Source organism: Verrucosispora sp. WMMA2121, from assembly GCF_027460185.1.
GTDB classification, from domain to species: domain Bacteria; phylum Actinomycetota; class Actinomycetes; order Mycobacteriales; family Micromonosporaceae; genus Micromonospora; species Micromonospora palythoicola.
On record NZ_JAPZBH010000006.1, the window covers coordinates 4690613 to 4713064 of the forward strand.

Annotated in this window: 21 protein-coding genes and 1 CRISPR repeat array; of the genes, 5 read left to right on the forward strand and 16 right to left on the reverse strand. The window is 69.9% G+C overall.

Annotated features, from left to right (window positions below; all coding sequences use genetic code 11):
- Nucleotides 1-62 precede the first annotated feature (62 nt).
- From O7605_RS29885 to O7605_RS29935, 11 genes are all read right to left on the reverse strand, one after another.
- Nucleotides 63-1631 (reverse strand): ISL3 family transposase, encoded by a 1569-nt coding sequence (locus O7605_RS29885; RefSeq protein ID WP_269742311.1) that lies wholly within the window; start codon nucleotides 1629-1631, stop codon nucleotides 63-65.
- Between the two features lie 83 nt (nucleotides 1632-1714).
- Nucleotides 1715-2536: a CRISPR direct-repeat array (repeat unit 29 nt; unit sequence CTGCTCCCCGCGCACGCGGGGGTGATCCC).
- A 324-nt stretch (nucleotides 2537-2860) separates the two neighbouring features.
- Nucleotides 2861-3316, reverse strand: a complete 456-nt coding sequence (locus tag O7605_RS29890) for an NUDIX hydrolase (RefSeq protein WP_269742312.1) — start codon at nucleotides 3314-3316, stop codon at nucleotides 2861-2863.
- Nucleotides 3313-4434, reverse strand: a complete 1122-nt coding sequence (locus O7605_RS29895; protein ID WP_269742313.1) for a DegT/DnrJ/EryC1/StrS family aminotransferase — start codon at nucleotides 4432-4434, stop codon at nucleotides 3313-3315. The genes O7605_RS29890 and O7605_RS29895 overlap by 4 nt, the downstream gene beginning before the upstream one ends.
- Nucleotides 4424-5452, reverse strand: a complete 1029-nt coding sequence (locus O7605_RS29900; RefSeq protein ID WP_269742314.1) for a zinc-dependent alcohol dehydrogenase — start codon at nucleotides 5450-5452, stop codon at nucleotides 4424-4426. The genes O7605_RS29895 and O7605_RS29900 overlap by 11 nt, the downstream gene beginning before the upstream one ends.
- A 56-nt stretch (nucleotides 5453-5508) precedes the next feature.
- The gene (locus O7605_RS29905) at nucleotides 5509-6105 is read right to left on the reverse strand and encodes a deoxynucleoside kinase (RefSeq protein WP_269742315.1); all 597 of its coding nucleotides are present in this window, start codon (nucleotides 6103-6105) and stop codon (nucleotides 5509-5511) included.
- A gap of 126 nt (nucleotides 6106-6231) precedes the next feature.
- A complete protein-coding gene (locus O7605_RS29910) occupies nucleotides 6232-7431 on the reverse strand; it encodes a histidine decarboxylase (protein WP_269742316.1) in 1200 nt (399 codons plus the stop codon).
- Nucleotides 7428-8120 carry a hypothetical protein gene (locus O7605_RS29915; protein ID WP_269742317.1) on the reverse strand — a complete coding sequence of 231 codons (693 nt, stop codon included), beginning with the start codon at nucleotides 8118-8120 and terminating at the stop codon, nucleotides 7428-7430. The genes O7605_RS29910 and O7605_RS29915 overlap by 4 nt, the downstream gene beginning before the upstream one ends.
- Nucleotides 8121-8401: 281 nt before the next feature.
- Entirely contained in the window at nucleotides 8402-9847 is a 1446-nt protein-coding gene (locus O7605_RS29920; RefSeq protein ID WP_269742780.1) for an APC family permease, read from the reverse strand.
- A gap of 8 nt (nucleotides 9848-9855) precedes the next feature.
- A complete protein-coding gene (locus O7605_RS29925) occupies nucleotides 9856-10170 on the reverse strand; it encodes a hypothetical protein (protein ID WP_269742318.1) in 315 nt (104 codons plus the stop codon).
- 171 nt (nucleotides 10171-10341) lie between these two features.
- Nucleotides 10342-11046: an N-acetyltransferase gene (locus O7605_RS29930; protein ID WP_269742319.1), complete on the reverse strand. Its 705-nt coding sequence runs from the start codon at nucleotides 11044-11046 to the stop codon at nucleotides 10342-10344.
- The gene (locus O7605_RS29935; protein ID WP_269742320.1) at nucleotides 11046-12257 is read right to left on the reverse strand and encodes an FAD-binding oxidoreductase; all 1212 of its coding nucleotides are present in this window, start codon (nucleotides 12255-12257) and stop codon (nucleotides 11046-11048) included. Before O7605_RS29935 ends, O7605_RS29930 begins: the two co-directional genes overlap by 1 nt.
- 642 nt (nucleotides 12258-12899) lie before the next feature.
- On the opposite strand from O7605_RS29935, the gene O7605_RS29940 reads away from it, so the two are divergent.
- The 5 genes from O7605_RS29940 to O7605_RS29960 all read left to right on the forward strand — a co-directional run bounded on the left by O7605_RS29940 (nucleotide 12900) and on the right by O7605_RS29960 (nucleotide 15880).
- On the forward strand, nucleotides 12900-13631 hold the full coding sequence (locus O7605_RS29940) for a hypothetical protein (protein ID WP_269742321.1): 732 nt from the start codon (nucleotides 12900-12902) through the stop codon (nucleotides 13629-13631).
- A 194-nt stretch (nucleotides 13632-13825) separates the two neighbouring features.
- Nucleotides 13826-14209, forward strand: a complete 384-nt coding sequence (locus tag O7605_RS29945) for a hypothetical protein (protein WP_269742322.1) — start codon at nucleotides 13826-13828, stop codon at nucleotides 14207-14209.
- Nucleotides 14206-14913 (forward strand): SDR family oxidoreductase, encoded by a 708-nt coding sequence (locus O7605_RS29950; protein ID WP_269742323.1) that lies wholly within the window; start codon nucleotides 14206-14208, stop codon nucleotides 14911-14913. The genes O7605_RS29945 and O7605_RS29950 overlap by 4 nt, the downstream gene beginning before the upstream one ends.
- Before the next feature lie 33 nt (nucleotides 14914-14946).
- A complete protein-coding gene (locus tag O7605_RS29955) occupies nucleotides 14947-15675 on the forward strand; it encodes a DddA-like double-stranded DNA deaminase toxin (RefSeq protein ID WP_269742324.1) in 729 nt (242 codons plus the stop codon).
- The gene (locus tag O7605_RS29960) at nucleotides 15662-15880 is read left to right on the forward strand and encodes a hypothetical protein (protein ID WP_269742325.1); all 219 of its coding nucleotides are present in this window, start codon (nucleotides 15662-15664) and stop codon (nucleotides 15878-15880) included. The genes O7605_RS29955 and O7605_RS29960 overlap by 14 nt, the downstream gene beginning before the upstream one ends.
- A gap of 607 nt (nucleotides 15881-16487) precedes the next feature.
- On the opposite strand, the gene O7605_RS29965 is transcribed toward O7605_RS29960, so the two are convergent.
- The 5 genes from O7605_RS29965 to O7605_RS29985 all read right to left on the reverse strand — a co-directional run bounded on the left by O7605_RS29965 (nucleotide 16488) and on the right by O7605_RS29985 (nucleotide 21883).
- Nucleotides 16488-17789 carry a hypothetical protein gene (locus O7605_RS29965; protein ID WP_269742326.1) on the reverse strand — a complete coding sequence of 434 codons (1302 nt, stop codon included), beginning with the start codon at nucleotides 17787-17789 and terminating at the stop codon, nucleotides 16488-16490.
- Nucleotides 17786-18481: a GGDEF domain-containing protein gene (locus tag O7605_RS29970; protein WP_269742327.1), complete on the reverse strand. Its 696-nt coding sequence runs from the start codon at nucleotides 18479-18481 to the stop codon at nucleotides 17786-17788. The genes O7605_RS29965 and O7605_RS29970 overlap by 4 nt, the downstream gene beginning before the upstream one ends.
- A 244-nt stretch (nucleotides 18482-18725) precedes the next feature.
- A complete protein-coding gene (locus O7605_RS29975) occupies nucleotides 18726-19481 on the reverse strand; it encodes a hypothetical protein (protein ID WP_269742328.1) in 756 nt (251 codons plus the stop codon).
- A 108-nt stretch (nucleotides 19482-19589) separates the two neighbouring features.
- On the reverse strand, nucleotides 19590-20579 hold the full coding sequence (locus tag O7605_RS29980) for a DUF4192 domain-containing protein (protein ID WP_269742329.1): 990 nt from the start codon (nucleotides 20577-20579) through the stop codon (nucleotides 19590-19592).
- Between the two features lie 134 nt (nucleotides 20580-20713).
- The gene (locus O7605_RS29985; RefSeq protein WP_269742330.1) at nucleotides 20714-21883 is read right to left on the reverse strand and encodes a hypothetical protein; all 1170 of its coding nucleotides are present in this window, start codon (nucleotides 21881-21883) and stop codon (nucleotides 20714-20716) included.
- Between the last annotated feature and the right edge of the window lie 569 nt (nucleotides 21884-22452).

Below are 22452 nucleotides of genomic sequence, written 5' to 3' on the forward strand. Positions count from 1 at the left end.
CCTGTCGGCGACGCGTGAAGACTGGCTCTGGCACACATTTTGTGATTGATCTTGGCGGTGGTTCACAGGGTGGCGAGGACGCGTTTGCGGAGGAGGTCGAGGCTCGCGCGGCCATACATCTGTCGCTTGATCGTCTTGATGCGGTTGACCTGGCCCTCGACCGGACCTGAACTCCAAGGCTGGGCGAGGCCGGCGACGACGGCGTCGCGATCGCTGATGAGGCCGGCGGCGAAGCCGCGGATCTCGGGGTAGCCGGCGTGGCGGGCGCGGTCGACCCAGGCGTCGAGCTGCTGCCCGGTGCCGTGGTGGCGGACCAGGGCGGCGAACCCGCGGGCGAGGCCGGCGACAGCGTCGAGGTCCGGACAGCGGCGTCGGACGTCGGCGAGGTCAGCGTGGTCGTCGTCGGTGAGCTTGTGGCCGGGTCGCATGATCCAGGCGGTGATCCGCCGGGCCGACGGCACCCGGCATGCAGTCGGCAGGATGGGTCGGTCGCGGTTCGTGGCGAGCCAGTCGCGCAGCACCCGCAGGCTGCCCTGATAGCCGCGGGCCAGGATCTCGGCGTGCAAGTCGACCGTCTGGTGGACGCCGTCGCCGAGCCGCTGCCGAAGGTAGGAGTGGAACGGGGCGAGGACACTGGGGCGGTTGCTGGGGTTCGGGCCGATCAACGCCTCGGCGGTGGTGGCGTGGGCGTACTTGCGGGCGGTTCTGACGTTCATATCGAGGCGGCGGGCGGTTGCTTTGATCGACAGTCCTTCGGCTCGCAGGGCGTGCACGGCCGCGTGGCGTTGGCGGGTGTTCGCCGCCCGACGCCCCGCTTTCACCGGCTCGTCGGCCGGCGGGACCAGGGCAGATGTCGGTTCGGGGTGGGTGCGCAGGCATCGGCGGTGCCCACGGATGACCTTCTCGACGGTGTCGCTGAGGTTCTTCAGCAGGTGCCACCGGTCGGCGACCTGGATCGCGTCGGGTGCTCCCTTGCGGGCGCCGTCGGCATAGCTGCCGCCTCGATCCCGACAGATGATCTGAACACCGGGATGGTCGTGCAGCCACGCGGCGAGGGTGTCGGCGGTGCGGTCGGGCAGAACGTCGATCGGCCGGCGCGTGTGCATGTCGAGCAGCACGGTCGCGTAGCGGTGGCCCCGACGGCGGGCGAAGTCATCCACGCCCAGCACTGTCGGCGTCGTCGGCGGCGGATCGGGCATTCGGCGGATCATCCGGATCAACGTCGAGCGGGACACCGACACCGCCAACCGCTGCGCCAGCCGGCTGCCCGGTCGACCGCCCAACGCCACCGCGACGGCCACCAGGTCACCGGCCGCCACCACGGTGTGACGGGCATGGCGACGAGTCAGGCCGGGGACCTGCTCGACGAACGTCCGCCGCCCGCATTCGGTGTTCACGCAGGTGAATCGGCGGACCGTCAACGCGACCAGCACCTCGTGCCCACCCAGCCTGACGTCAGCCAGCCGCCGCACATAGCGACCATGCACAGTGGTCGACCAGGTCCCGCAGGCGCTACAACGTGCCCGCACCGTCTGGGTCGCCGCGTTGATCCTGACCCCGACGGCCCGGATCACCACCGCTTCCAGCCGCAGACCAGTCAGGTGCGGCAGCAACGCCGGGATGATCTCCATCCCGGCACCCAAGCCGAACTACCGACGAGCGCGACTCACAAAATGTGTGCCAGAGCCCGTTTTCAGCCGTCGTTGACAAGTCCCTGCTCCCCGCGCACGCGGGGGTGATCCCGGCTACCGCAACCCTCGCCGCCAGCCGTCGATCTGCTCCCCGCGCACGCGGGGGTGATCCCGAGACGGCGGGTTCGCCGTCGTACAACGCTGCCTGCTCCCCGCGCACGCGGGGGTGATCCCTCGGCGTTCTCCGGCTCCAGCAGCGCCAGCCGCTGCTCCCCGCGCACGCGGGGGTGATCCGGCGTCCAGGGCGAGCATCCAGCCGCGCTGATCCTGCTCCCCGCGCACGCGGGGGTGATCCCCAGTCGCGGCGCAGGCCGAGTCGGGCGGCGAACTGCTCCCCGCGCACGCGGGGGTGATCCCCCTGACCCGAACTCGACGAACCCGGTACTGACCTGCTCCCCGCGCACGCGGGGGTGATCCCGAGTTCCCGACGCTGACCGTGGAGCTGGTGCTCTGCTCCCCGCACACGCGGGGGTGATCCCGCGGCGGCGCTGGTGTGGCTGATGCCCACCCCCTGCTCCCCGCGCACGCGGGGGTGATCCCATCGGGGACGCGCTCCAGGACTCCCGGCTCATCTGCTCCCCGCGCACGCGGAGGTGATCCCGCGATCCGCGGCATCTCGCGGGTGGTGACGCTCTGCTCCCCGCGCACGCGGGGGTGATCCCTCGTACGGGAAACTGTCACCAAAGACAGGAGCCTGCTCCCCGCGCACGCGGGGGTGATCCCCATGGCCGGTTGGGGTGGATCGTGGTCGAGTCCTGCTCCCCGCGCACGCGGGGGTGATCCGGCGACCGTCTGGCCCTTGGTGTTGTTGCCGCCCTGCTCCCGGCGCACGCGGGGGTGATACCTCGGCGTCGTCCATGCCGCGCAGCGCGGTGAGCTGCTCCCCGCGCACGCGGGGTGATCCCGGCCATGTCCTCCCACGACTGGCGCAGCGGCACTGCTCCCCGCGCACGTGGGGGTGATCCCCACGCTGGCGTTTCCTCCCGGTCGCTGATCTCCTGCTCCCCGCGCACGCGGGTGATCCTCGACCATCCGCCGCCAGATCGACGACCTCGCCCTGCTCCCGCACATGCGGGGGTGATCCCAAGTCGGGGAAACATGGTGTATGTGTAATGCCCTGCCTGCCCGGACAAGGCATTCCACACGTTATGGCGGGGTCGGAGCCTCTGCTATACGGGCTGCGGCATCCGGCGGGCGGCCTCCGCGATGAGGGAGGCCAGTTCCTTTGGGGCGGTGAGTTCGGCGACGTCTGCTACGTCGAACCAGGCGGCGTTGGCGACTTCTTCGACTTGGGCGTTGAGGGTGTCGTTGTGGGTGCGGCAGATGTAGACGAAGTCGATGTGCCGGTGGGGGCCGACCTTGCGGTCTTCGATGTCCATTTCGATGATCGCGAAGGGTGGGGGGATGCTGCGTACGGCGGGGTGGGTGAAGGGCTCGGGTGCCAGGATCTCTGCCTCGACGCCGGTTTCTTCCACAACTTCGCGGAGGGCGGCTTCGGCGGGGTCTTCGTTGGGGTCGATGTGGCCGCCCGGGTACAGCCACAGTCCGATCTTGTTGTGTTGCACGAGGAGGACTTGTCCCGTGCTGTTGAAGACGATCGCTGAGCTGGTGAAGTGCCGGATCATGCTGGGGTTTCTCCCTGGGCGATTCGGGCGGTTTGGTCGGCGATCCACGCTACCGTCGCCTCCGGTAGTTGGGGGTGAACGGGCAGTTGGATGGTGGCCGTGGCGAGGTGTTCGGCGTTGGGGCAGGCCGTGGCGTAGGGCTGGAATAGGGGTTGGTGGTAGAGGGGCTGGTAGCGCCACCGGATCGAGTCCGGGGGTAGCCCTGCGCGGTGGAAGGTGTCCGCGATCTCGGCTTGGCGGGCGGTCGCGATGAGGACCAGGTTGTAGTAGTTGGGTTTGTCCTGCACGCCGTAGGGCAGTTCGCGCAGCAGTCCGCCGGCGGGTAGGGCGGTGAGGATGCGTTCGGCGTTGCGGCGGCGCTGGGCCAGTTGCGCGTCGAGGCGGGCCAGCCGACGTAGGCCGATGGCTGCGAGGGGTCCGGCGAGCTTGTAGTTGACGCCGTGGCCGCCGCGTAGGTGGCCGAGGTGGGTGTAGTGGTCGATGCGGTCGGCGAGGTCGTGGTCGTTGGTCAGGACGAAGCCGCCTTCGCCGGTGGACAGGAGTTTGCGGTCGTGGGTGGAGAAGCAGCCGACTTGGCCGAGGGTGCCGGCGTGCTGGTTGGCGATGCGGGTGCCGTGGGCCTGCGCGGAGTCTTCGATGACGGGTATGCCCGCGTCGATGAACAGGCCGGTGATGGCGCGTTCGTCGTTGGGGTAGCCCCATAGGGGCAGCGTGATCACGGCGCGGGTGCGGGGTGTGAGTTTCCGTTGGAGGTCGGTGGGGTTCAGGGCGAGGGAGTTCGGGAGTGTGTCCACCAGGATGGGGGTTGCGCCGCAGGTAAGGATCGGCATTGCGGTGGGCAGTGGGGCGGTCGCGGGGAGGAGCACCTCGGTCCCGGGGCGGACGTCGAACGCGACGAGCGCGGCGTGTAGGGCTGAGGTGCCGGAGTTGACGGCAATGGCGCGGGCGGCCCCGAAGCGGGCGGCGAGGGCACGCTCGTAGAGGGGCAGGATTTGGGCGCCGCCGGAGAGGCGGCCGTCGTCGAGGACGGCGCGGATCTCCTCCAGTTCCCCGCAGGGTGGTGGCGAGTACCGGTCATCGACCGGGTGGTCCAGGTCGTAGGCGGTGTCAGTGGTCATAGGTGAGCACCACCTTGATCGTCTCCTCGGGCCGGGTGTCGATAAGGCCGTACGCGGTGCGCGCGTCGGTGAACGGGATGCGGTGGGTGATGAGCCCGTCGACGCGGACGTGTCCGGCGGTGACGAGTTGGCGGGCGGTGGCGCTGAGCCGCGGAAGGTCCCAGGCGGGGTGGGTGCGTTGGGGGCAGCCGTTCACGGTCATGGAGGAGACGAGGGTGATGCGGTTGCGGTGGTATTCCTCGCCGAGCCGCAGGCCGCCCTGGTCGCCGTGGTAGGAGGCGATGGTGGAGACCGTCGCGCCGACGCGGACGCAGCGGATGGCCTCGTGTAGCCCGGCGTAGGAGCCGGATGCCTCGATGGCCACGTCGGCTCCGGCGGAGCCGGTCAGCTTGCGGACCAGATGGGCGACGTCGGCTCCGGTGTCGGTGTGCATGGCGGTCATGCCGAGTGATTCGGCGGCTTCCAGGCGTATGGGGTAGCGGTCGATGCCGATGACGCGGCGTGCGCCGGCCAGATGCGCGAGTTGCCCGGCGATCAGGCCGACCGTGCCGAGGCCGACGATGACGACGGTGTCGCCGATGTGGATGCCGGCGTCGTGGACGCCGCCGAGCGCGACGCGGGTGAGGATGAAGAACACGGCCCGTTCCGGGTCGATGCCGGCAGGTAGGCGACCCGCCTCGGCGGTGTCGAGGCTGACGACGTGGCCGGTGGCGTGTGGGCGGTCCAGCGCTACCAGGTCCCCCACGGCGATCCGGTCGCGGGCGGCGCTGCCAACCGATGTGACGCGGGCGATGGTCTCGTAGCCAGGTGCTACCGGATAGTCCCGTCCCGGTCCGCTGGTGAACAGGCGTTGCTCGGGCAGCCACGAACGGTGCAGCGCAGCGGCCGAGCCTCGCACCCAGGCCATTTCGGTGCCGTGGCTGATGCCGGACACGACGGCTTCAGCGTACACGTCGGTCGGGCCGAGCGGCGGCAGGTTCTCCGAGATCAACTCGACCGTGCCGGGGCCGGTGATCATCAGGCGTGTGGTGGGCGGGCACACAGCAATGCCCTGGTGTGCGAGAGCGGGTTGGGTCACGACTTCTCCGATCCGGTGAGTTGGGCGATCAGCTCGTCGAGGTCCGCGTCGTTGAGGGCGTCGAACGTGCTGCCGTCGCGGTGGATGACGTGAGGGGTGAAGGCGCGCTGGAACGCCTCATTGAGGGCGGCGAGATCGGCTTCGGACACGGCGGTCTCCATGTCCCGGCCTCGCTGCTTGACGCGGTGCAACAGCGTCGAAGAGGGCGCGGTCAACCCGATCACCACATCGGGGCGCGGACTGTCGGTGGACCAGATACCACAGGTCTGCGCGACCCGGCCCGCGTCCGCGGCGGGCAGCGTTTCGGCGGCGAAGATGCGTTGCTGCACCATCGCCCAATCGGCGACAACCCGACCACCAGCCCGGGTGATCATCTCGATCCGACGCAACTGCGCGACCCGGAGCGCGATGAAGGTGAGTTCCACCTTCAAGGCGAGATCGTCGGGGGCGCGCTCGGCCTCGGCGTACAGCTGCGGCAGGTAGGGGTTGTCGGCGAACGGATCGAGCATCAGCGTCGCGTCCAGCCGGGCGGCCAGGCGACTGGCGAGCGTGGTCTTTCCGACTCCAGTAGGGCCAGTGATCGCGATGAACAACGAGATCCCCTTCAACGCGGGACGTCAGCGATGCGGCCAGTTCAGCCCGGGGCTGACGGCGGGGGTGGTGGACGTAGCCGGTGGCCATGGAATGTCGCCTCGCCTCCGTGAGCGTCGGTCCGGTGGTCAGGGCATGGTGGTGACGTTGGGGGTGCGGGGGCGTGGGATGGGTGTCGTGATGGCGGTGGCGAGGTCGGCGGCGAGGGCGTCGATCTGGCCTCGGGTGATGCCGGGCATGCAGATGAGGTGGCTGACCGTGCCGTCGGCGGCGAGTAGCCACTTGGCACGTACCGGCTCGGGTGGGGTGGGTAGGACGACGGTGAAGGCGTGCGGCCACCGCCAGGCGGCCCAGCCGGTCGCGCGGATCTGTTCGACGGCGTACGCGGCGGTGCTGCGGGCTTCGGCGGCCCGCCACCGGTGCCCCTCCCGGCCGTGCAGGGCGATGGCGTGCCACAGCAGGGCGGCGGCCAGTCCGCAGCGGGAGCCGGTGATGGTGGTGTCGGTGACGGCGGTGTAGGCCACCTGCGGCCGAGCTGGTGTGCGGATGCTGTCGCGGATGAGCACCACTCCGCAGGGGGTGGGGACACCGAGGAACTTGTGTCCGCTGATCGCGATGGAGCCGATGCCGCCGGCATCGTCGAGGCGGAGCTGTCCGTCGAGGGCGAGCGGGATGCCGGACAGGGCGGCGTCGACGTGCAAATGCCCCGCCATGCCATAGTCGGTGAGGATCGCGCGGATGCGGCGGGTGTCGTCGACGGCTTCGGTCATGGTAGTGCCGGCGGTGGCGACCACGATCGCCGGCCACCGTCGCCGTTTGCGTAGCTGCGCGGCGAGGTCGTCGTAGCACATCTCCCCGTCCGGGCGGGCCGCGACGGGCACCCGGTAGGCGCCGAGCATGCTGACGATCTTCGGTATGGAGTAGTGGGCGGCGGTAGAGTAGTAGATGCGGGCGGTCGGCCAGCGACGGTAGGCGGCGTGCAGGGCGGACAAGTTGCCCTCGGTGCCGCCGGTGGTGACATAACCCCACCGGTCCTCGGCCGGCATGCCCAGCAGGTCGGCGAACCAGGCGATGACGGCCTGTTCCAGGACCCGCGTGTGTGCTACTCCCCCGGTGTCGGAGGGGTCGCCGATGTTGTTCCACAGCCGGTGGCCGAGGCGGGTCATGACGGCGGTGTGGTCGAGGTCGACGGCGCCCGGGTAGCCGATACTCGTCGCCGCGGCGGCGTCAGCGTTGTGGATGAGGTGGTCGAGGACGGCGGTGACGTCGATCGGTGTCCGGCTGAGGTCCGCGGCGACGGCCAGATCGAAGGTGTGGGTGTGAGTCACGTTGCCGGCCTCTCGCCGAGGTGGCCGGCGAGGGTGTGGTGCAGGGCGGTGAGCTGCCGCCACACCTCGCGGGCGGTGTAGTCGCCCTGCTCAGTCAGGGTGGCGTGCGGGTTGTGCCAGTGGGCGGGCCGGTCCGCATCGAGGGGTTTGCTGCTGCGGATGCCGTCGTAGTGCAACGGTGCATGCGGGTTACGGTCGATGTCGATGGCGGTGCCGTCGGTCAGCAGCAGGTAGCAGCGGCCCTTGAGGTCGAAGGCTGACCGGCGGTGGCCGGTGGCGGACGGTTCCCGCAGGGTGCGGGCGAGCTGATACCAGCGTCCGTCGTCGGAATCGAGGGTGCTCACCCCGACACCGACATAGGCGGCGTCGGGGCCGATGGCCATGTCACCGCCGTTGACCATCGACCGTTCCGGCCCGAGTGGATGCCACCAACGGCCGGTGGTATTCGTGTGGTCGATGTTGGTCGCGGCGATCCTGGTCAGGTCGGCGAGCATTCGGGGCAGGTCGTCGGACTCGGGTGCGGACAGGAACAGCCGCCACGCGGTGTGCAGCCGGTACCCCTGCGGCTCGGTCGCAGCCGGGGAGGTGAAGAACAGCATGACGGCGTGCGGGCCGAGGGCTTGCCGTGTGCCGTAGCGCTGGTCGGCTTCGATCAGGTGCCCGGAGTTGAGCCGCTTGGACCGGAACACCACCTGCTTGCGCAGATCCGCCCACCGCGCGTTGGCTCGGCGAACCGCCTCGTCGTCCGGTTCGCCCAGAGGCGGGGGCGGGGGTGCGGGCGGCGGCGGAAGTGACGGGTCCGGTGGGCGTTGGTAGCCGGAGGGGCGGGGACCGTAGCCGGGAGGCGGCTCATACCCGGCGGGAGGCCGCAGGTCGGCGGTCGGCTCCGGCCGCCATCCGGGGTGCAGCGGATCTGGTGGACCGTAGGGTCCGGTCGGTCGTCGTGCGTAGGTCATCATCGTCGGCCCTGTCAGATCGAGACGTGGATGGCGTCGGGAACGGCGTTCGTGGCCGGTGTGCCGCGCCCGATACCGGCGTAGACGTCCGGCCGGGCCTGGCGCAGGTGCGCGGCCCACATCCCGCCCACAGCTGCGGCGGCACCAACGATCGCGGGTAGCAGCAGCGGGAACAGCGACCCGGGCGCGGCACCCAGCAGCGGCCCGACGTTGCCGACCATCGCCACCAGCACCACCGACCCGGCGAACACAGCCATCACCGGCGCGACTCGCCACTGCCACGCCCTGGCCCGCGCACCCCGAACCCGGGCCGGGGCGGCCAGCGCCGCCAGCGACGCGGCCAGCAGCAGACACAGCAAACCCAGCGCGCCCAGGCTCGACAGCCAGGTGAACATCTGCGTGACCGGGTCGACCCCGGCCACCGCGAACCCGGCCACCACCACCGAGGCGGTGGCGGTCTGGGTCAGCGACCCGCCGCGCGGCGCGGTGACCCGCGTGCCGCTGTCCGCGCCCGCGAGCCCGGTGGGCAGCACTCCTTCCCGGGCCATGGCGAACACGTAGCGTGCGATGACCGAGTGGAACGACAGCTTCGACGTGACGATCGCGAAGATCAACACCACGCTCGCCACGGCCACCCACCCGCTACCGAGCCGTTCGAGGATCACCGACGTCAGGTCACTGTCCGGCTGGGCGGCCAGCTCGGCGACGGCGGACGGACCGACCGCCACCCCCATCGCCCACGCCGCAGCCGCATACACCCCACCGAGCACGAGCGCCCCGAAGATCGTGGCCCGACCGACCGCACGCCGATCAACGGCCTCCTCCACAAAAGACCCAGGTGCGTCGATGCCGGTGAACGCCGCCACGCAGAACGCGACCGCCCCACCCACACCGCCGACCATCAACCCGGAGGCGTCGAAACCCGCCCACGACAGGCCACCGTCTGCCGGCCGTCCCACACCTGCCACCACGAACACCGCGACGACCAGCAGCGACACCGCCAGCACCACCGCCAAGGCCCGGGTCGACAGCACGATCGCCCGTACACCCAGCACCCCGACCAGGGCCACGGCGATACCCGCCCACACCCACCAGGATCCGCCCAACTGGGCGGCGAGGGTCGCGCCGAACAAGCCGTACAAGCTGATCTGGATCGCGTTGTAGGCCAGCAGAGCCACCACGCCGCCGGCCACACCCCAGCCCCGCCCGAGCCCTTGGGCGAGGATGCCGTAGTAGGCGGCGGGATGCCCGACCTGGCGAGCCATCGCCGTGTACCCCACCGCGAGCAGCGCCACCGCGCCTGCCACCAGCACAAACGTCAACGGCACCGCGATCACACCCGTGGTCGCGTAGATCGCGGGGATACCGCCGGCGAGGACCACCATCGGGGCCGACGCCGCCGCGCCGAACACCCACAGGCCGGCTGGTGTCATCGTCCGGCGCGCCAGCGCCACCTGCACCTGCGCCGTCACCGTGACTCCCCCTGCCCCGGCTGGTTCGGGCACCACGAGTTGCGGCAGCCGTCCACCGGATGCTGGTTCACGTCGGCGGCGGTGGCCGGCACGACGGACACCGCCGATGGCCGCACCGGGCCGTGATGCCAGTAGCTCTTGTCGCGGGCAAGGTTCCGCTGCGCGGTGTCCTTGTCGGCCGTGAACCCGAACAGGTCATGCTCACCGCCGGGCCACTCACGACGGATCGCGTAACCCCACAGGTACTCCGTCGAGGTGCCGCCTCCCGTCTCCGGGACGGCACCGGCGGCACTCCGAACGCCAAGGCGCACGGCCCACCACCTGACAGGCCGCCGTCGCCGGGCGGACATGGCGGCGGGACGGCTGGTCATGGTCAGCATGAACAGAACCCTCCTGTCGATAAATTGGGTACGACGCACTGCCCCGCCGGGCGAACAGACGACGCGCCAGCAGGTGAACGAGGTGATGTCAGAACACGTGGATCACGGGGAACGCGGTGATGCCGCCAGCCTCACCACGCCGCGAAACGGCAGAGCGGTGCGCTGGACACGGACCCGTCGCGGCAACCCATCTCCGCCCGCCTCGTCCGGCTGTCCAGGGCGTACGGGTTGCCGCCACATCCGCCACAGCGCTGGACCACCCGGCTGAAGCAGAATCGGTGATCGCGGCTCGTAGCCCAGCCCGGCGAGCAGCCCCTCCCGAGGGCGGTCGGTGCTCACCTCCGCATACGACGGCAACTGCTCCGCGTCGAGCAGGCGGTGGTGGCGGGCCAGCAACGCCGCACCCACACCCGTCTGCCGCCGGCCCGGAGTCACCGCCACATGAGCGAGGTAGTGATGCGCGGTGTACGGGTGCACCGCGTCGACGTAGGCGTGCAGCAGACCGAACCGGGCAGCGTGCACACCGAGCACCCGATGCAGGTCATACATCCACACCGCCGACGGCGGCGGTGGCACCGGGCGCGAGTACCACACCGCCACACCAGCAAGGTCATCGGTCGTGTCGACCGTGCCGTGCGCCAACCCCTGCGCCACCACAAGCTGCGCGTACCGCCGCACGACCCCCGGCCGAACGACCGGATCGGCGACCAGCCAGGCACTCAACCGGCTGGTCAACAACGCGTCGGCCACCAGCGCGGACAATCCCTCAGCATCGTCGTCCGTCGCGCGACGGACACCAGAGTTCATCAGTCGCATGCCAGCTCCCCCGAAGATCCTTGAACACCCTCGCCTTCCGCGTCGTTGCCCCGGGCTGCCAGCGGCCCACGCGACGCGGCCCGCTGACGGCTCACCCACACCGCCGAATCGAGGGCGCGGTCGAAGGTGGTAGCCAGGTGCAGGCGGTCACCGGCGACCCCGGTCAGAGGCAGCCGCTGCCGGGCAGCTTTGATCATCTGCGGAGGGCCGCAGACATAGACCGCCTGGCCACGCCGGTAGTGATACACCGCCAAGGTCAGCGCATCGCCCTGCGCGGCAGGCTCGACATCACGATCGTCGGAGAACGCCAACACCACGGTCAACCAGTCGCGATGCGCGGACGCGAGCTTGTCCAACGCCACCGCGTCATACAAGTCGAGCAGCGTCCGTGCGCCCACAACCAGAGTCACCCGCCGTTTGACCGGCGACGCGGCAACCTGCTCCACCAACGCCCGCAACGGAGCAAGGCCCGTACCACCCGCCGCCAGCAGCAGATCGGCATCGCCGGCCGCCTCCAGCGACAGTCCGACATCGAACGCCGGTCCCAGCCACAACGTCTCCCCAGGCGCTATCCGCTCGACCAGCACGGGCGACACCGTCCCCTCTGCTACGGCACGGATGTGAAACTCCACCGTCCCGTCAGGGCGAGCAGCATTCGCCGGCGAGTACCACCGCCATTGGCCCGGCAGTCGGGGTGTACAGACGGGCATTGCCTGACCAGGCGCGTACTGAAGGCGGTGCATCGGCCGAACGGTCAAGACTGCGACGGCATCAGACGCCGCTTCGCACGCCACGACCTCGCCGACCGTCACGTGTGGGCCGTCACCCATCGCCTGCGCCGCCCGCTCAGCCAGACGAAACGCCCGGCGACAACCCCTCTCCCAGTAGCCGGCCATTTCCGGCTCCCAGCTCGCACTCGCGAACCGTCGCACGGTGTCAACCAGCGCAGCCGCGACAACAGTCCCGTGATACGGGAAGAGCCCGAGACGCCGATGCATCCGGCCTAGCACGGCAATTGCTGCGCGCCGACCAGCCGGATCGCCAGGGCTTGCGATCAACTGCCCGAGCGTTGAAACGAAGATCGGCGCAGACTGCTGCGGGAGAAACCGCACGCTGCGGGCTTCCATGAATGAACAGAAGTGTTCGGCGGCGCGGTCATGCGCAGCAAGGGTGACCGCCAGCGACAGCCTCAGATCAGACATCGCGCCGACCGGTCCTGGGGCGACGACCTCTAGGAGGCAGCGCTGGCCTGGACATCGCGTCAGTAAGACCAGGGCCTCGGACCACCACAACGCACGTAGTCGGGGCACCGTGATCGCGGCTCGTCTGGGTACGCATGCGCTGGTCCACACGCTCAGTGAGCGCTATCCAGGTCGCCTTCGGACCCTCCACCCCTGCTTCAAGGGGTGCCCCGGTAGCTCGACATGAAAAAAGGGTGCGGCCAACCGGATCAAAGGGCCCGTCGTCGGCCGGAAGGAACCACTTCACCCGGCGCATCTCCATGCCACCCTCCTCTCAGTCCTTGCTCCGTGCCCGGAACGACGGAAGCTCGACCACGCCACTGGCGGCGATCCGTTGGTGCGGTCTCGGTGACAGCCATGACCAGGCCGACACGACCAAGAACACCGATAGAAACCGACTAACGCCGGAGCGGATTGCCCATTCAGGAAAGCGGAACGGCCACAACAAATCGACGGCCGGCATGTTGTCTCGCTGTTGTCTCTTGGCCGAACCCGAACAGTTTCCGCAGTTCGGCGCGCATCTTGTCGGCCGATTCGGGCTACAGTGGCGGCGATGACCGGGGAGGCAGGATGACGCGGGCCCCATCGCCACGGAGCCAACTCTTGGTCCATCCGCTGAGCTACGTTCGAGAGCAGCGGAACTGGACGCAGCAAGACCTCGTCAACGTCATCGCGCGCCGGCTAAACACGGCTGCGCGGAGGGAGAAGGCGTGGCGCTGGGAGCGATGGGGCGTGGTGCCAGATGATGATTCACAGCTCGCACTGGCCGACGAGCTTGGCGTCGATCGGCAGACAGTCAAGGCGCTCGGATGGCCCCATTGGCTCCCGAGTGGCCCGACGATCAGCACGGCAACGCCGTGGACAGTCGATGGAGCGGTGGCCCTGCTTGGCGACACTGCGGGGCCAGCGATGCTAGATCGACGAGGATTTTTGATCATGCAGGCTGGGCTCGCTGCCGCCGTAGCCGAGCGGTGGCTCGCGACCGAGCCTCCAAAAGTCAATGCGGCGCTCCAAGGTGGCCGCGTTGACGCGGAACTTCTGGACTGCTTTGAACAGCGGCTACCGGCGCTGCGTCGCATGGACGCCAGTCTCGGCGGTGGCAGTGTGCGTTCCCTGGTCGACGCCGAGCTTCGCCTCGTGACGGATCTTCTGCGCCATGGAAGCTACTCAGAGACGGCCGGCAATCGCCTGCTTGCCGTGCCGCCGAACTGGGCCGGATCGCTGGCTGGGCAAATTTCGACGCGGGCTACCACGCTGCGGCCGAACGCTACTGGTTCGCCGCTCTCCACGCTGCGCACTCCGCGTCCGACCGCGCGGCCGGTGCCAACGTCCTGAAGTGCCTGAGCCTGCAACGGGTCGACACAGAACGGCCCACCGAGGCGCTTCGCCTCGCCGAATCTGCGCGGGCTGGCGCGAAAGATGCGCCCGCACGAGTACGCGCGATGCTAACCACGCGACTGGCTCGTACCCACGCGGTACTCGGTGAGGCGGTCGCGTGCGAACGACGGCTCGCAGAAGCCGACACCGAGATGTCACGCGCTGACGAGGAACCAAGCCCGGCCTGGGCCAGCTACTTCGATCACGCGGAGTACTCCGCCCAGGTCGCCGCCTGTTACCTCCTCATGGAGCGTCACCAGGCAAGCGACAGATGGCTTCAACAGACGCTCGCTCTCCAGCCCGCCGAGCGCAGCCGAGATCGCGCAACCTATCTGATCTGGCGCGCCGACGCCGTTCTGAACCTCGGAGATGTCGACCATGCATGCGCCCTCGTGACCGAGGCCGCGCCTGACGTCGCCGGCACGCGTTCGGTGCGCAACCATCGCCGGCTACTGGACATTCACGGTCGCCTGATGGCCCATCGACACCCCGCCGTCAATGCTCTGGACGAGCGCGTGCGTAGTCTGCTCGCATGAGTGAGGCCAAGCGCGTCGCTGTCGTCACCGGTTCAAACCGCGGACTTGGGAAGGCCATCGCTCGGGGTATAGCTCGGACGGGCGCCCATGTGGTCGTCACGGCTCGGGCTGAGGATGCCGCCGTGCGCGCCGCCAACGAGCTATGCGCGGAAGGACTGTCCGCATCCGGCCATCAACTCGACATTGCCGACTCAGCCAGCGTCGCTCGCGCCATGGCCGATGTTGGTTACCAGTACGGTCGCCTGGACATCCTCGTGAACAACGCCGGCATCGCCATCGACCGTGGCCAGGCGGCAGCCAGCGCCGACATGGAGAAGGTACGCGCCACCCTGGACACCAACATCATGGGAACCTGGCGTTGCTGCACCGCAGCCATCCCCGAGATGAGGAAGAACAAGTACGGCAGGATCGTGAACGTCTCCAGCCACATGGGCACCTTCGGTGAACTGGGGCCGGGCAGTGTCTCCTACCGGGTTTCCAAGGTCGGAGTGAATGCCTTGACCTGCATCCTTGCGGCTGAACTCGACAATGACGGCATCCTGGTGAACGCCGCTTCGCCCGGAAAGGTCGACACCCGCCTGGCGTACGGTAAGGCGAACTACACACCGGAGGAAGCTGCGGACACTTTCGTGTGGCTTGCCACGCTCCCCTCAGACGGCCCCACCGGGGGACTCTTCTTCCAGCGGCGGCCCCTCGACTGGTAGGCCCGGCATCGACGCCCGGCGGGAGGTACGGCGTTGTCGTTGATTGCCGATATCGTGGCGCGACTCAACACGGTCCGCTTGGGCCTGAGCAAGCAGCGGCAGCGCACCCTGAGCCTTGCCGACCAGGTCGATCAGGCCACTCGTCGGCTGACCGCAGTGATCGGCACCTCCACCAACCCGTACGCCCGAGCGACCCTCGCCCGCCTCGCCGCCGGAGGACAGCGCTTACGTGAGGGGGCGCAACTTGCCCACGGCGCTGAGGAAGCTGTCGCGTCGTACGTCGGCATCATCACCGGGACCAAAGTCGGCGTCACCGGCGGCGGCGAATCCACCGACTCGGTCGCACCCGCTGTGGCCCAGACCCGGCCGCAGAAAGCGGCAGTCGACGAGATCCGACCCCAGGTCGGACGGGATGTCGCCGCAGGAAGGTTGTACGACAGCGACGGGCGGCCGCTGACGCCACTGGTCGGGCCCGGGGACACCGGAGCCGGAGCGGGACTCGCTGTTCCCCTACCGTCTCTTCGGTTCATCACGCACATCGAGTCCAACGCCACCGCGCACATGCGCCGACACGGCATCCGGCACGCTGTGCTCTACACGAACATGCGCCCCTGTCTCGGCGAGGACGGCTGCGCCCAGAACATCAAGGCCACGCTGCCGGCAGGCTATAGGTTGACCGTGTACCAGGTTCGCCCTAACGGGGGCGTACGGGTCTGGCTGTTCGATGGAACCGGGGAAGGAATCACCGATGATTCAGGCTGACGAGCACCCCGTGCAGGGCGACGAAGCCGCCGTGGCGGACCTGCACGAGCGGGCCCACAGCCTCGACACCGCCGCACTGACCGCCCACGCGCTGACGCTGGGAATTCGCCCTCCCGATGCGCGGTCCGGCTGGCTCATCGTGCTCGAATACGATGAAGATGGGGCCGAGCGGGGTCTGTTCTGGATTGGGCCGGACGACCAATAGCCACCATCTGATCCGATCGTTGGCGACGTGCGGTGAGTCGATGACTGTTGGCGTAAGTCGGCTGAGCGTAAGCCGGAGGACCGAGTGGTACTCGCCGCCTGATCTGACTGATCGACGGTGATGTGAACGTCATCCCCACGTTTTGACTGTGTCGATGGGGACGGCAGACGTTCGACTGTCGATTGGCTGCGGTAGTGCCAGCACCGTGGCGGTGTTGGCGTGGGGTTACGGTCGCGCCTCGGTCGTTTCCTTCGACAGTATGCCGTTCCTGCCAAGCTCGGTGTACGTGGTGAGCGGTGGGCGCGTGTGGACGGGACAGCAGGCGTGGCAGGCGCTGGCGAGGCGCAGCCGGGCAGGTTGGTGCCGAGCCCACGTCCCGCCGACGGGGATCTGGTGGTCGACAGGACGCGGGTGGAGGCGGTGGAGCCGGCTGCGGCGTCGCTGCGCCGAGCCGCAGCGGAAGCCGAGCGGACCGCTGGCGAGCCGGTGCGGGATGTGCCGTTGGTGGTAGCGGCGGAATGGGGGCCGCGCCGGCGTATCTGGGCAATCGCCACGGGTGCGGTAGCGGGGAACTTCTTCTCCCGCCACCGCACCCGGTCTTGGGCCGTTACTTGAGGTCTTCGGCGCCCGGCGGTTGCCGTGTGCCGAGTATCCGCACCGTGGTGCTGAGCTTGATCGGTTTGTCCTCGGGCCCCTTCAGGAACGGTTCGATGCTGATCTTCTTCCGCAGGCGTCGGCCCGGCCCGTATGCCTGGTTGCGTTCGTGGCCGGACACCCAGTACCGATAGTCCGGCCCGGTTCGACTCCGCTCGGCGCCGGCTGCCTCCGCTTCGGCAGGCGGTCTGGCGGCTGGCGGTTTGATCCGTACGACGCGCACGTCAGGTGCGGGGCGTTGTTGTCTCTGGTAGGCCCTGCGGATGGACTTGGGCACGGTGGCGGTGGCGGCTTCGGCCATCTGTTGGTTCATCAGCAGCCAGGTGGTGATGAGCGGTCCGAGTGGGTGGGTGCCGTCCACGACGGTGCCGGTGGTGAGGTGTTCGGTGTGGATGGGGATCAGCCAGCCGATGTCGTGGCGCAGTGACGGCATCAGATCCTCCGGGACGCCGCCCCCGATGCTGCGGTAGCACAGGACGTGCCAGCCTCCCGGTTGCGGGGTCCACGACGCGGCGGCGACTTGCCGGCGCTGGCCGAGGGGTCGGGGCCAGGCGACGAGTCCGCTCGGGGTGGGGGTGAGTCGTTCGGTCACCGGCGCGGGTGGCTGATCCGGGCTCACTTCGTTGATCAGGTCGGTGAACTCGTGGTCGATCCAGTACAGCGGGGCACGGTCGAGGTTCTCGGCCAGCGCGTTTCGGGTGGTGGGCGTGCGGAGGGGTTCGGGAAGGTCTACCGGGCTGCGGAGCAGTCCGGTGAGCCGGTCGCGGATCTTCGGCACCATACCGAGCTGGATCGTGGCGGGTGGCCACGTCGTGGTGGTCAGCAGCGTGCGTCCTTCGCGGGCGTAGATGATCGCGCGGTGCACCATGCCGAGCAGGGCGTGGCGTGGGTCTGTGGGCTGCCAGCCCATGACGGCGGCGCTGGCGGCGGTGAGGGCGTCGGGGTTGTCGGCTTCGATGTGGTGGGCGCAGCGCAGGCAGACGTGCCAGCGGGTGTTGTAGGTCTGGATGACCTCGCGGCTACCGCCGATGCCGTGGGCTTCCAGTTCGGCGGTGCGGTACACCCAGACGGGACGGGCGGCGCTGCAGATGTGGCAGCGGTCGTAGACGTCACCGACGAGATCGGCGGGCACGGGGACGGGTCGGTGCCGGTCGGTTTCGCTGACCGGATGCCGGTAGACGACCTGGCCGGCGTCGTGGTGTTCGGTCAGGGCGTAGCCGCAGGTGGCGCAGGCGATCAGGGTGCCGAGGTTCACGCGCCGGCCCTCCCCGGGGTGCGGTGCTGGTCGCGGGGGCGCGGCCCACGGCGGGGGGTGCGTGCCGGCATCGCCATGCCGGGGACATAGAGGACGTGTCGGTTCCCGCCGCCGTGTTTGGCGTGGTACATGGCGACGTCCGCGCGGTGCAGGGCGATCTCACCGAAACCGTCGGTGCTGTCCACGAGGGCGACACCGATGCTCGCCGTGACCGTGACGGTCGTGGGTGCGCCGTCGATGTCCAGGCGGGCGGGTTCGGCGATGACGGCGACGAACGCCGCGCCGAGGCGGTCCGGGTCGTGGCCGTTGGCGGGTAGCAGGGCGGCGTACTCGTCGCCGGAGAGGCGGGCGGCGGTGCCGCCGTACAGGTCGGTGAGTTCCTCGACGCGGTCGGCGATGGTGATGAGCAGGTCGTCGCCGGTGTCGTGCCCGTGGGTGTCATTGACGGTTTTGAAGCCGTCGAGGTCGATGAGCACGACGATGATCGGCTGCGGGGTGGCCGCGATGATGGTGTGGGCGGCGAGCAAGCCGGCGCGGTTGCACAGGCCGGTGAGGGGATCGTGGGCCAGCTGCCAGGCGGCGTCGGTGAGCGCGGCCCGCAGCCGACGCGTCTCGACGCTCACGTGGCGGGCCCAGGCGCCGAGGACGATCGCCACGGCGGCGGTGGCGATCACGGTCAGGGTGGTGAACACTGGGTTCCTCCATTTCTGGTGGAGAACCCGGGACGCACACGTTTCCTAGGCGAGGGCGTCCCGGGTCCAGACATGACGGCGGCCCGCCGGTGGCGGGCCGTTCTGCGTGGGGTGCTGCCTGCGGTTCGGGTGGCACCGTGTGGTGGTGCTCGGCAGCCGGTGCCGCCCCGTGCGACCCTGCGACCGTGCGGCCGTCGTGGACGGCCGGTGGTGCCGGTGATGGTTGTCGCGGGTGGAGAGTGGGTCAGGTAGGCAGGTCCCACAGGAGGTGGTGGGCGAGCCAACCGGCGGCGGTGGGCAGCACGATGGCGTAGGTCGCGCCGACGCGCCGGCCGCGCGCGACGAGGTGGCCGTCGGGCGGGTTGACCGAGGCGACGAGGACCAGGCCCCGGCAGGACAGGCGGCGGCGGGTCCGGGCGATCAGGTCGGCACCGATGATGATCAGAGGGCGGCGGGTGGCGTGACGGCGGCCCTGGGCAACCGTGTCGGCGTAGTCGAACTCGTAGCCGGACTGCTGTTCGACGGCGTGCAGTTCGGTGCGGAGCAGTCGGCTGCCGGTAATGGCGACGGGCGGGAACCAGATGCCCGTCATGCGGACCTTCCGGCGGTGCGCGGCCGGCTCCGGATGAGCGGTGGGCACGGCGGCAGGGTCGAGGTCGGCGATCCCGCTGGGCAGGGCGCAGCGCAACGTCGGCGCGGCGGCGGTCCCGGTGAGGTGCGGGCTGCGGGGTACCGGGTGGGTGGCTTGGTCGGTGCGTAGCGTGGCGGCCAGGTCAGCTGGCACGACGGCGTAGGGTCGCACGGCGTCGAGGACCTCGGACGGGTCGAGGATCGTGTCGATCAGCCCGAGTCGCAGGCACACCGGTTCGGTATCGGTGTCGGCCGCCGGGTCGTCGGTGAGGTCGACGACGGTGGCGAAGAAGGTGCGGTGCGGGTTCCAGCCGACCTGGATCGTGTACCGCTCGTATCCGGGTCGGGGCGCAAGGGTGTAAAGGCTCACTGTCGTTCCCTTCGATGAGGGCAGCCGGGGCGCCGCTGCACGAGGTCGGCGGCGTGCCGGCAGGGATGGGTCCGCCCCGCGCTGGCGGTTCGCCCGAGAGGTGGGCGGCTACCGGGTGGAGGGATCGGTCCGGTCGGTGACCTGCGCGAAGGTGGCCGGCGGTAGACCGGCGCGCAGGGCCTGCAGCAGCAGGTCGGCCAGCCGGTAGGCGGGATCGACCTGCAGGGCCCGTTCTGCGGCCATGACGGCCAGGGCGCCGTCGCCGCACCGCCAAGCGGCGAACGCGAGCAGGGTGGCCGGAGCGCACACGAGCGGTTCGGCGGCGCGGCGGGTGACGTCGGCCCAGAATGTGACGTGCCGGTCGGTGGGCTCGGTGAGTTCCACCGCCCGGTCCCGCACGGACGGCCGGGTCAACAGCACCGTGAGCCAGGCGACCTCGTCGTCGCTGAGGCTCCCGTCGTGGCGTAGCGCCTCACCGACGGCCTGCACGCCGACTTCGTGCACGGGCGTGCCGGCGGCGAGCATCCGCTCCAGGCGGAGCACCGCCTGGTCGGTGGCCTGCCGCATCCGGTCGCGGGCGGCGCCGTCGACCGGTGCGAATCGGGCGGCGACGGCGGCCCGGTCGGCGAAGGCGACCAGCCCGGCGGCGGTGGCCTGCACCGCGATCAGCGACGCGGTCGGATCGAACGGTGTTCCCTGCGGTGGGCAGCAGGCACGGTCACGGCAGAGCAGGCTGACCCATCGGGTGCCGGTCACCCGCAGCAGGTCCCGCACGGTCATGTCGGCGGCGGTGACCGCCTCGTTCACGGCGTGCAGGGACGTATCGACGTGGTCGGTGTCGCCGTAACCGACGATCACCAGGTCGGTGACCGCGCGCTGACGTCGCACGACGCGGATCAACTGACCAGCGAGGTCGCGGATCTCCTGGTCGGGAGCATCTGGGGCGGGCAGGTCGGTGCGGGCGACGAAGACGACGCGGCGGCCGTCGGTGACGATCACGACGATGCTGGCGTCGTCGGGGCGGAAACCGAGCAGGTACGGCACGGCGGCCACCACATCGGCCGGCGAGCGCAGCGACAGCTTGGGGGGAAACGACACGAGAACCTCCAAAAGGGGTGTCGGGATGAGGGTGAGAAGGCCGGTGAGCGGGACCGAGCCGCCACCGGGCGAGGTGGCCGGGTTCGCCTGCGGCCGGCCTCGAATCGACCGGTCTCGAATGGGCGACCGAAATTTCAGTCCCGGTCGGGGTCCAGACACAGGTCGATACCTGCGGTCTCGACGGTGGCGGTCACCGTGACCAGCTGATGGTCGACGCCCGTCAGGGCACGGGTCAGGTCCGCCTCCACCAAGAGTTCCGCTGCGGCGGCGGCGTCAGCGGACGTGGCCTGATCACGCAGCCGGATCTCGTACTCGTGCCGCCACGGCACCCGCCACCTGCCCCGGTCGACGCTGGCGTGCTCGCGGTCCGTCCACCCGTACGCGCTCCACGGCCGGGTCTCGTCCGACCCGTCGGTGGTGACCGCCCGCATCGTGTCCCGCACCGCCTCGCACGCCTGCTCGGCGGTATCGGCGGCGATCAGCAGGACCAGGTCCGCGACCGCGATGACATGGTGGGCGCGGGGCAGCGCATCGAGTCCGAGACCGGTCAGAAAGCCGTCGACCCGCGGTGCCACACGGTGCGAGCTGCCACCGAACTCGTCGTCGACCAGCGCGCGGATCGCACGTGACCGGATACGGCGACGCAGGCCGGCCAGGGCGTCGAAGGCCACGTCCCGCGCCGCGATCGCTGCGACGAGGTCATCATCGAGCTGATCCCCCGCCGTCTGGGCGCCGCTGTCGGTGTCCGTCGCCCCGTCGTCGTCGCTGTCGAGGGCATGCCAGGTCAGGTCGGTCAGCATGATGCCGGCGGCGGCCAACACCGGCAGCTGCCGCTGCACCGCCGCCTGCGCGGCGACCTGCGCGTCCACGGCCCGGGTCGCCGTCGCCCAGGTCTGCAGGTCGACCCGCACGGTGAGGCGATACCGCGTCGGCGACGCGTCGTCCCCGTCCGGCTCGCGGGTCACCTCCACGACCTGCCGTGGGTAGACCGCCACGGCGGGGTCCAACCGGCGCACCTCCTCCGGCACACCGAAACGTGCCTGCTCGCGGGCCTGCTGGTCGTCGCTGTGCGACCGCGTGTACGACAGCACCGCATCCGCGCACACTGTCCACCGCTCCGGCAGCGGCTCCAGACCCCACTCGGCGAGGGCGTCCTCACACCCAGGCCGGCAGATCAACCGGTTCTCCAGCGCGGCCATCAGCGCCGACCGCGCCTCGACCGCCAGCGTCACCCGTTGTGCGATCGCGGCCGCCGTCTCACCACGCAGCAGGCGAATCTGCTCCGGCAGGCTCACGTCGCTCATCGCGACACCCCCCGGCGGGCGACGGGAGCAATGGGGACCCCGATGACCGGTCCGCACGAGGGCACCCCCTGGGTGGGGGTCGTGTCGTCGGCGGGGCCGGATCGGCGGTCGTGGCGTGCGGCTGCGGCGTTACCGGTACGGGGATCGGGTGAGGTTGCGGTACAACGGACGGCTGTCGGGTCGCCGTCCGGGTGCCGGTAGGGATTAGGCATGGTGTCCTCCTTGGACACGACGAAACGGCGGTCACCCGGGTGGTGACCGCCTGAGGGACAGGGGTTCGCGCCCAGACCACTGCTGCTGCGGCCAGGGGCAGGTGACGAGTGCTGCGGCTCGGAGGCGTACCGACGGCGGCCGACCGGAGGGTGGGCGCGATGCCGTCGCGGGGCGCGTCAGATCAGCACAGGCAAAAGAGAGGGAAGAGCCTTCAGGCTAGCGGCGGCACCGTGGCCAGGGCCGGGGCTGTCAGAACCGACCGTCTGGCAGATCCTGACAGCCCTGCCGGTACCGCAGGCCACGACGGCATCCCGCGATGTGAGGACCCCGATTCGCCACGACACGCCTGCATCGAG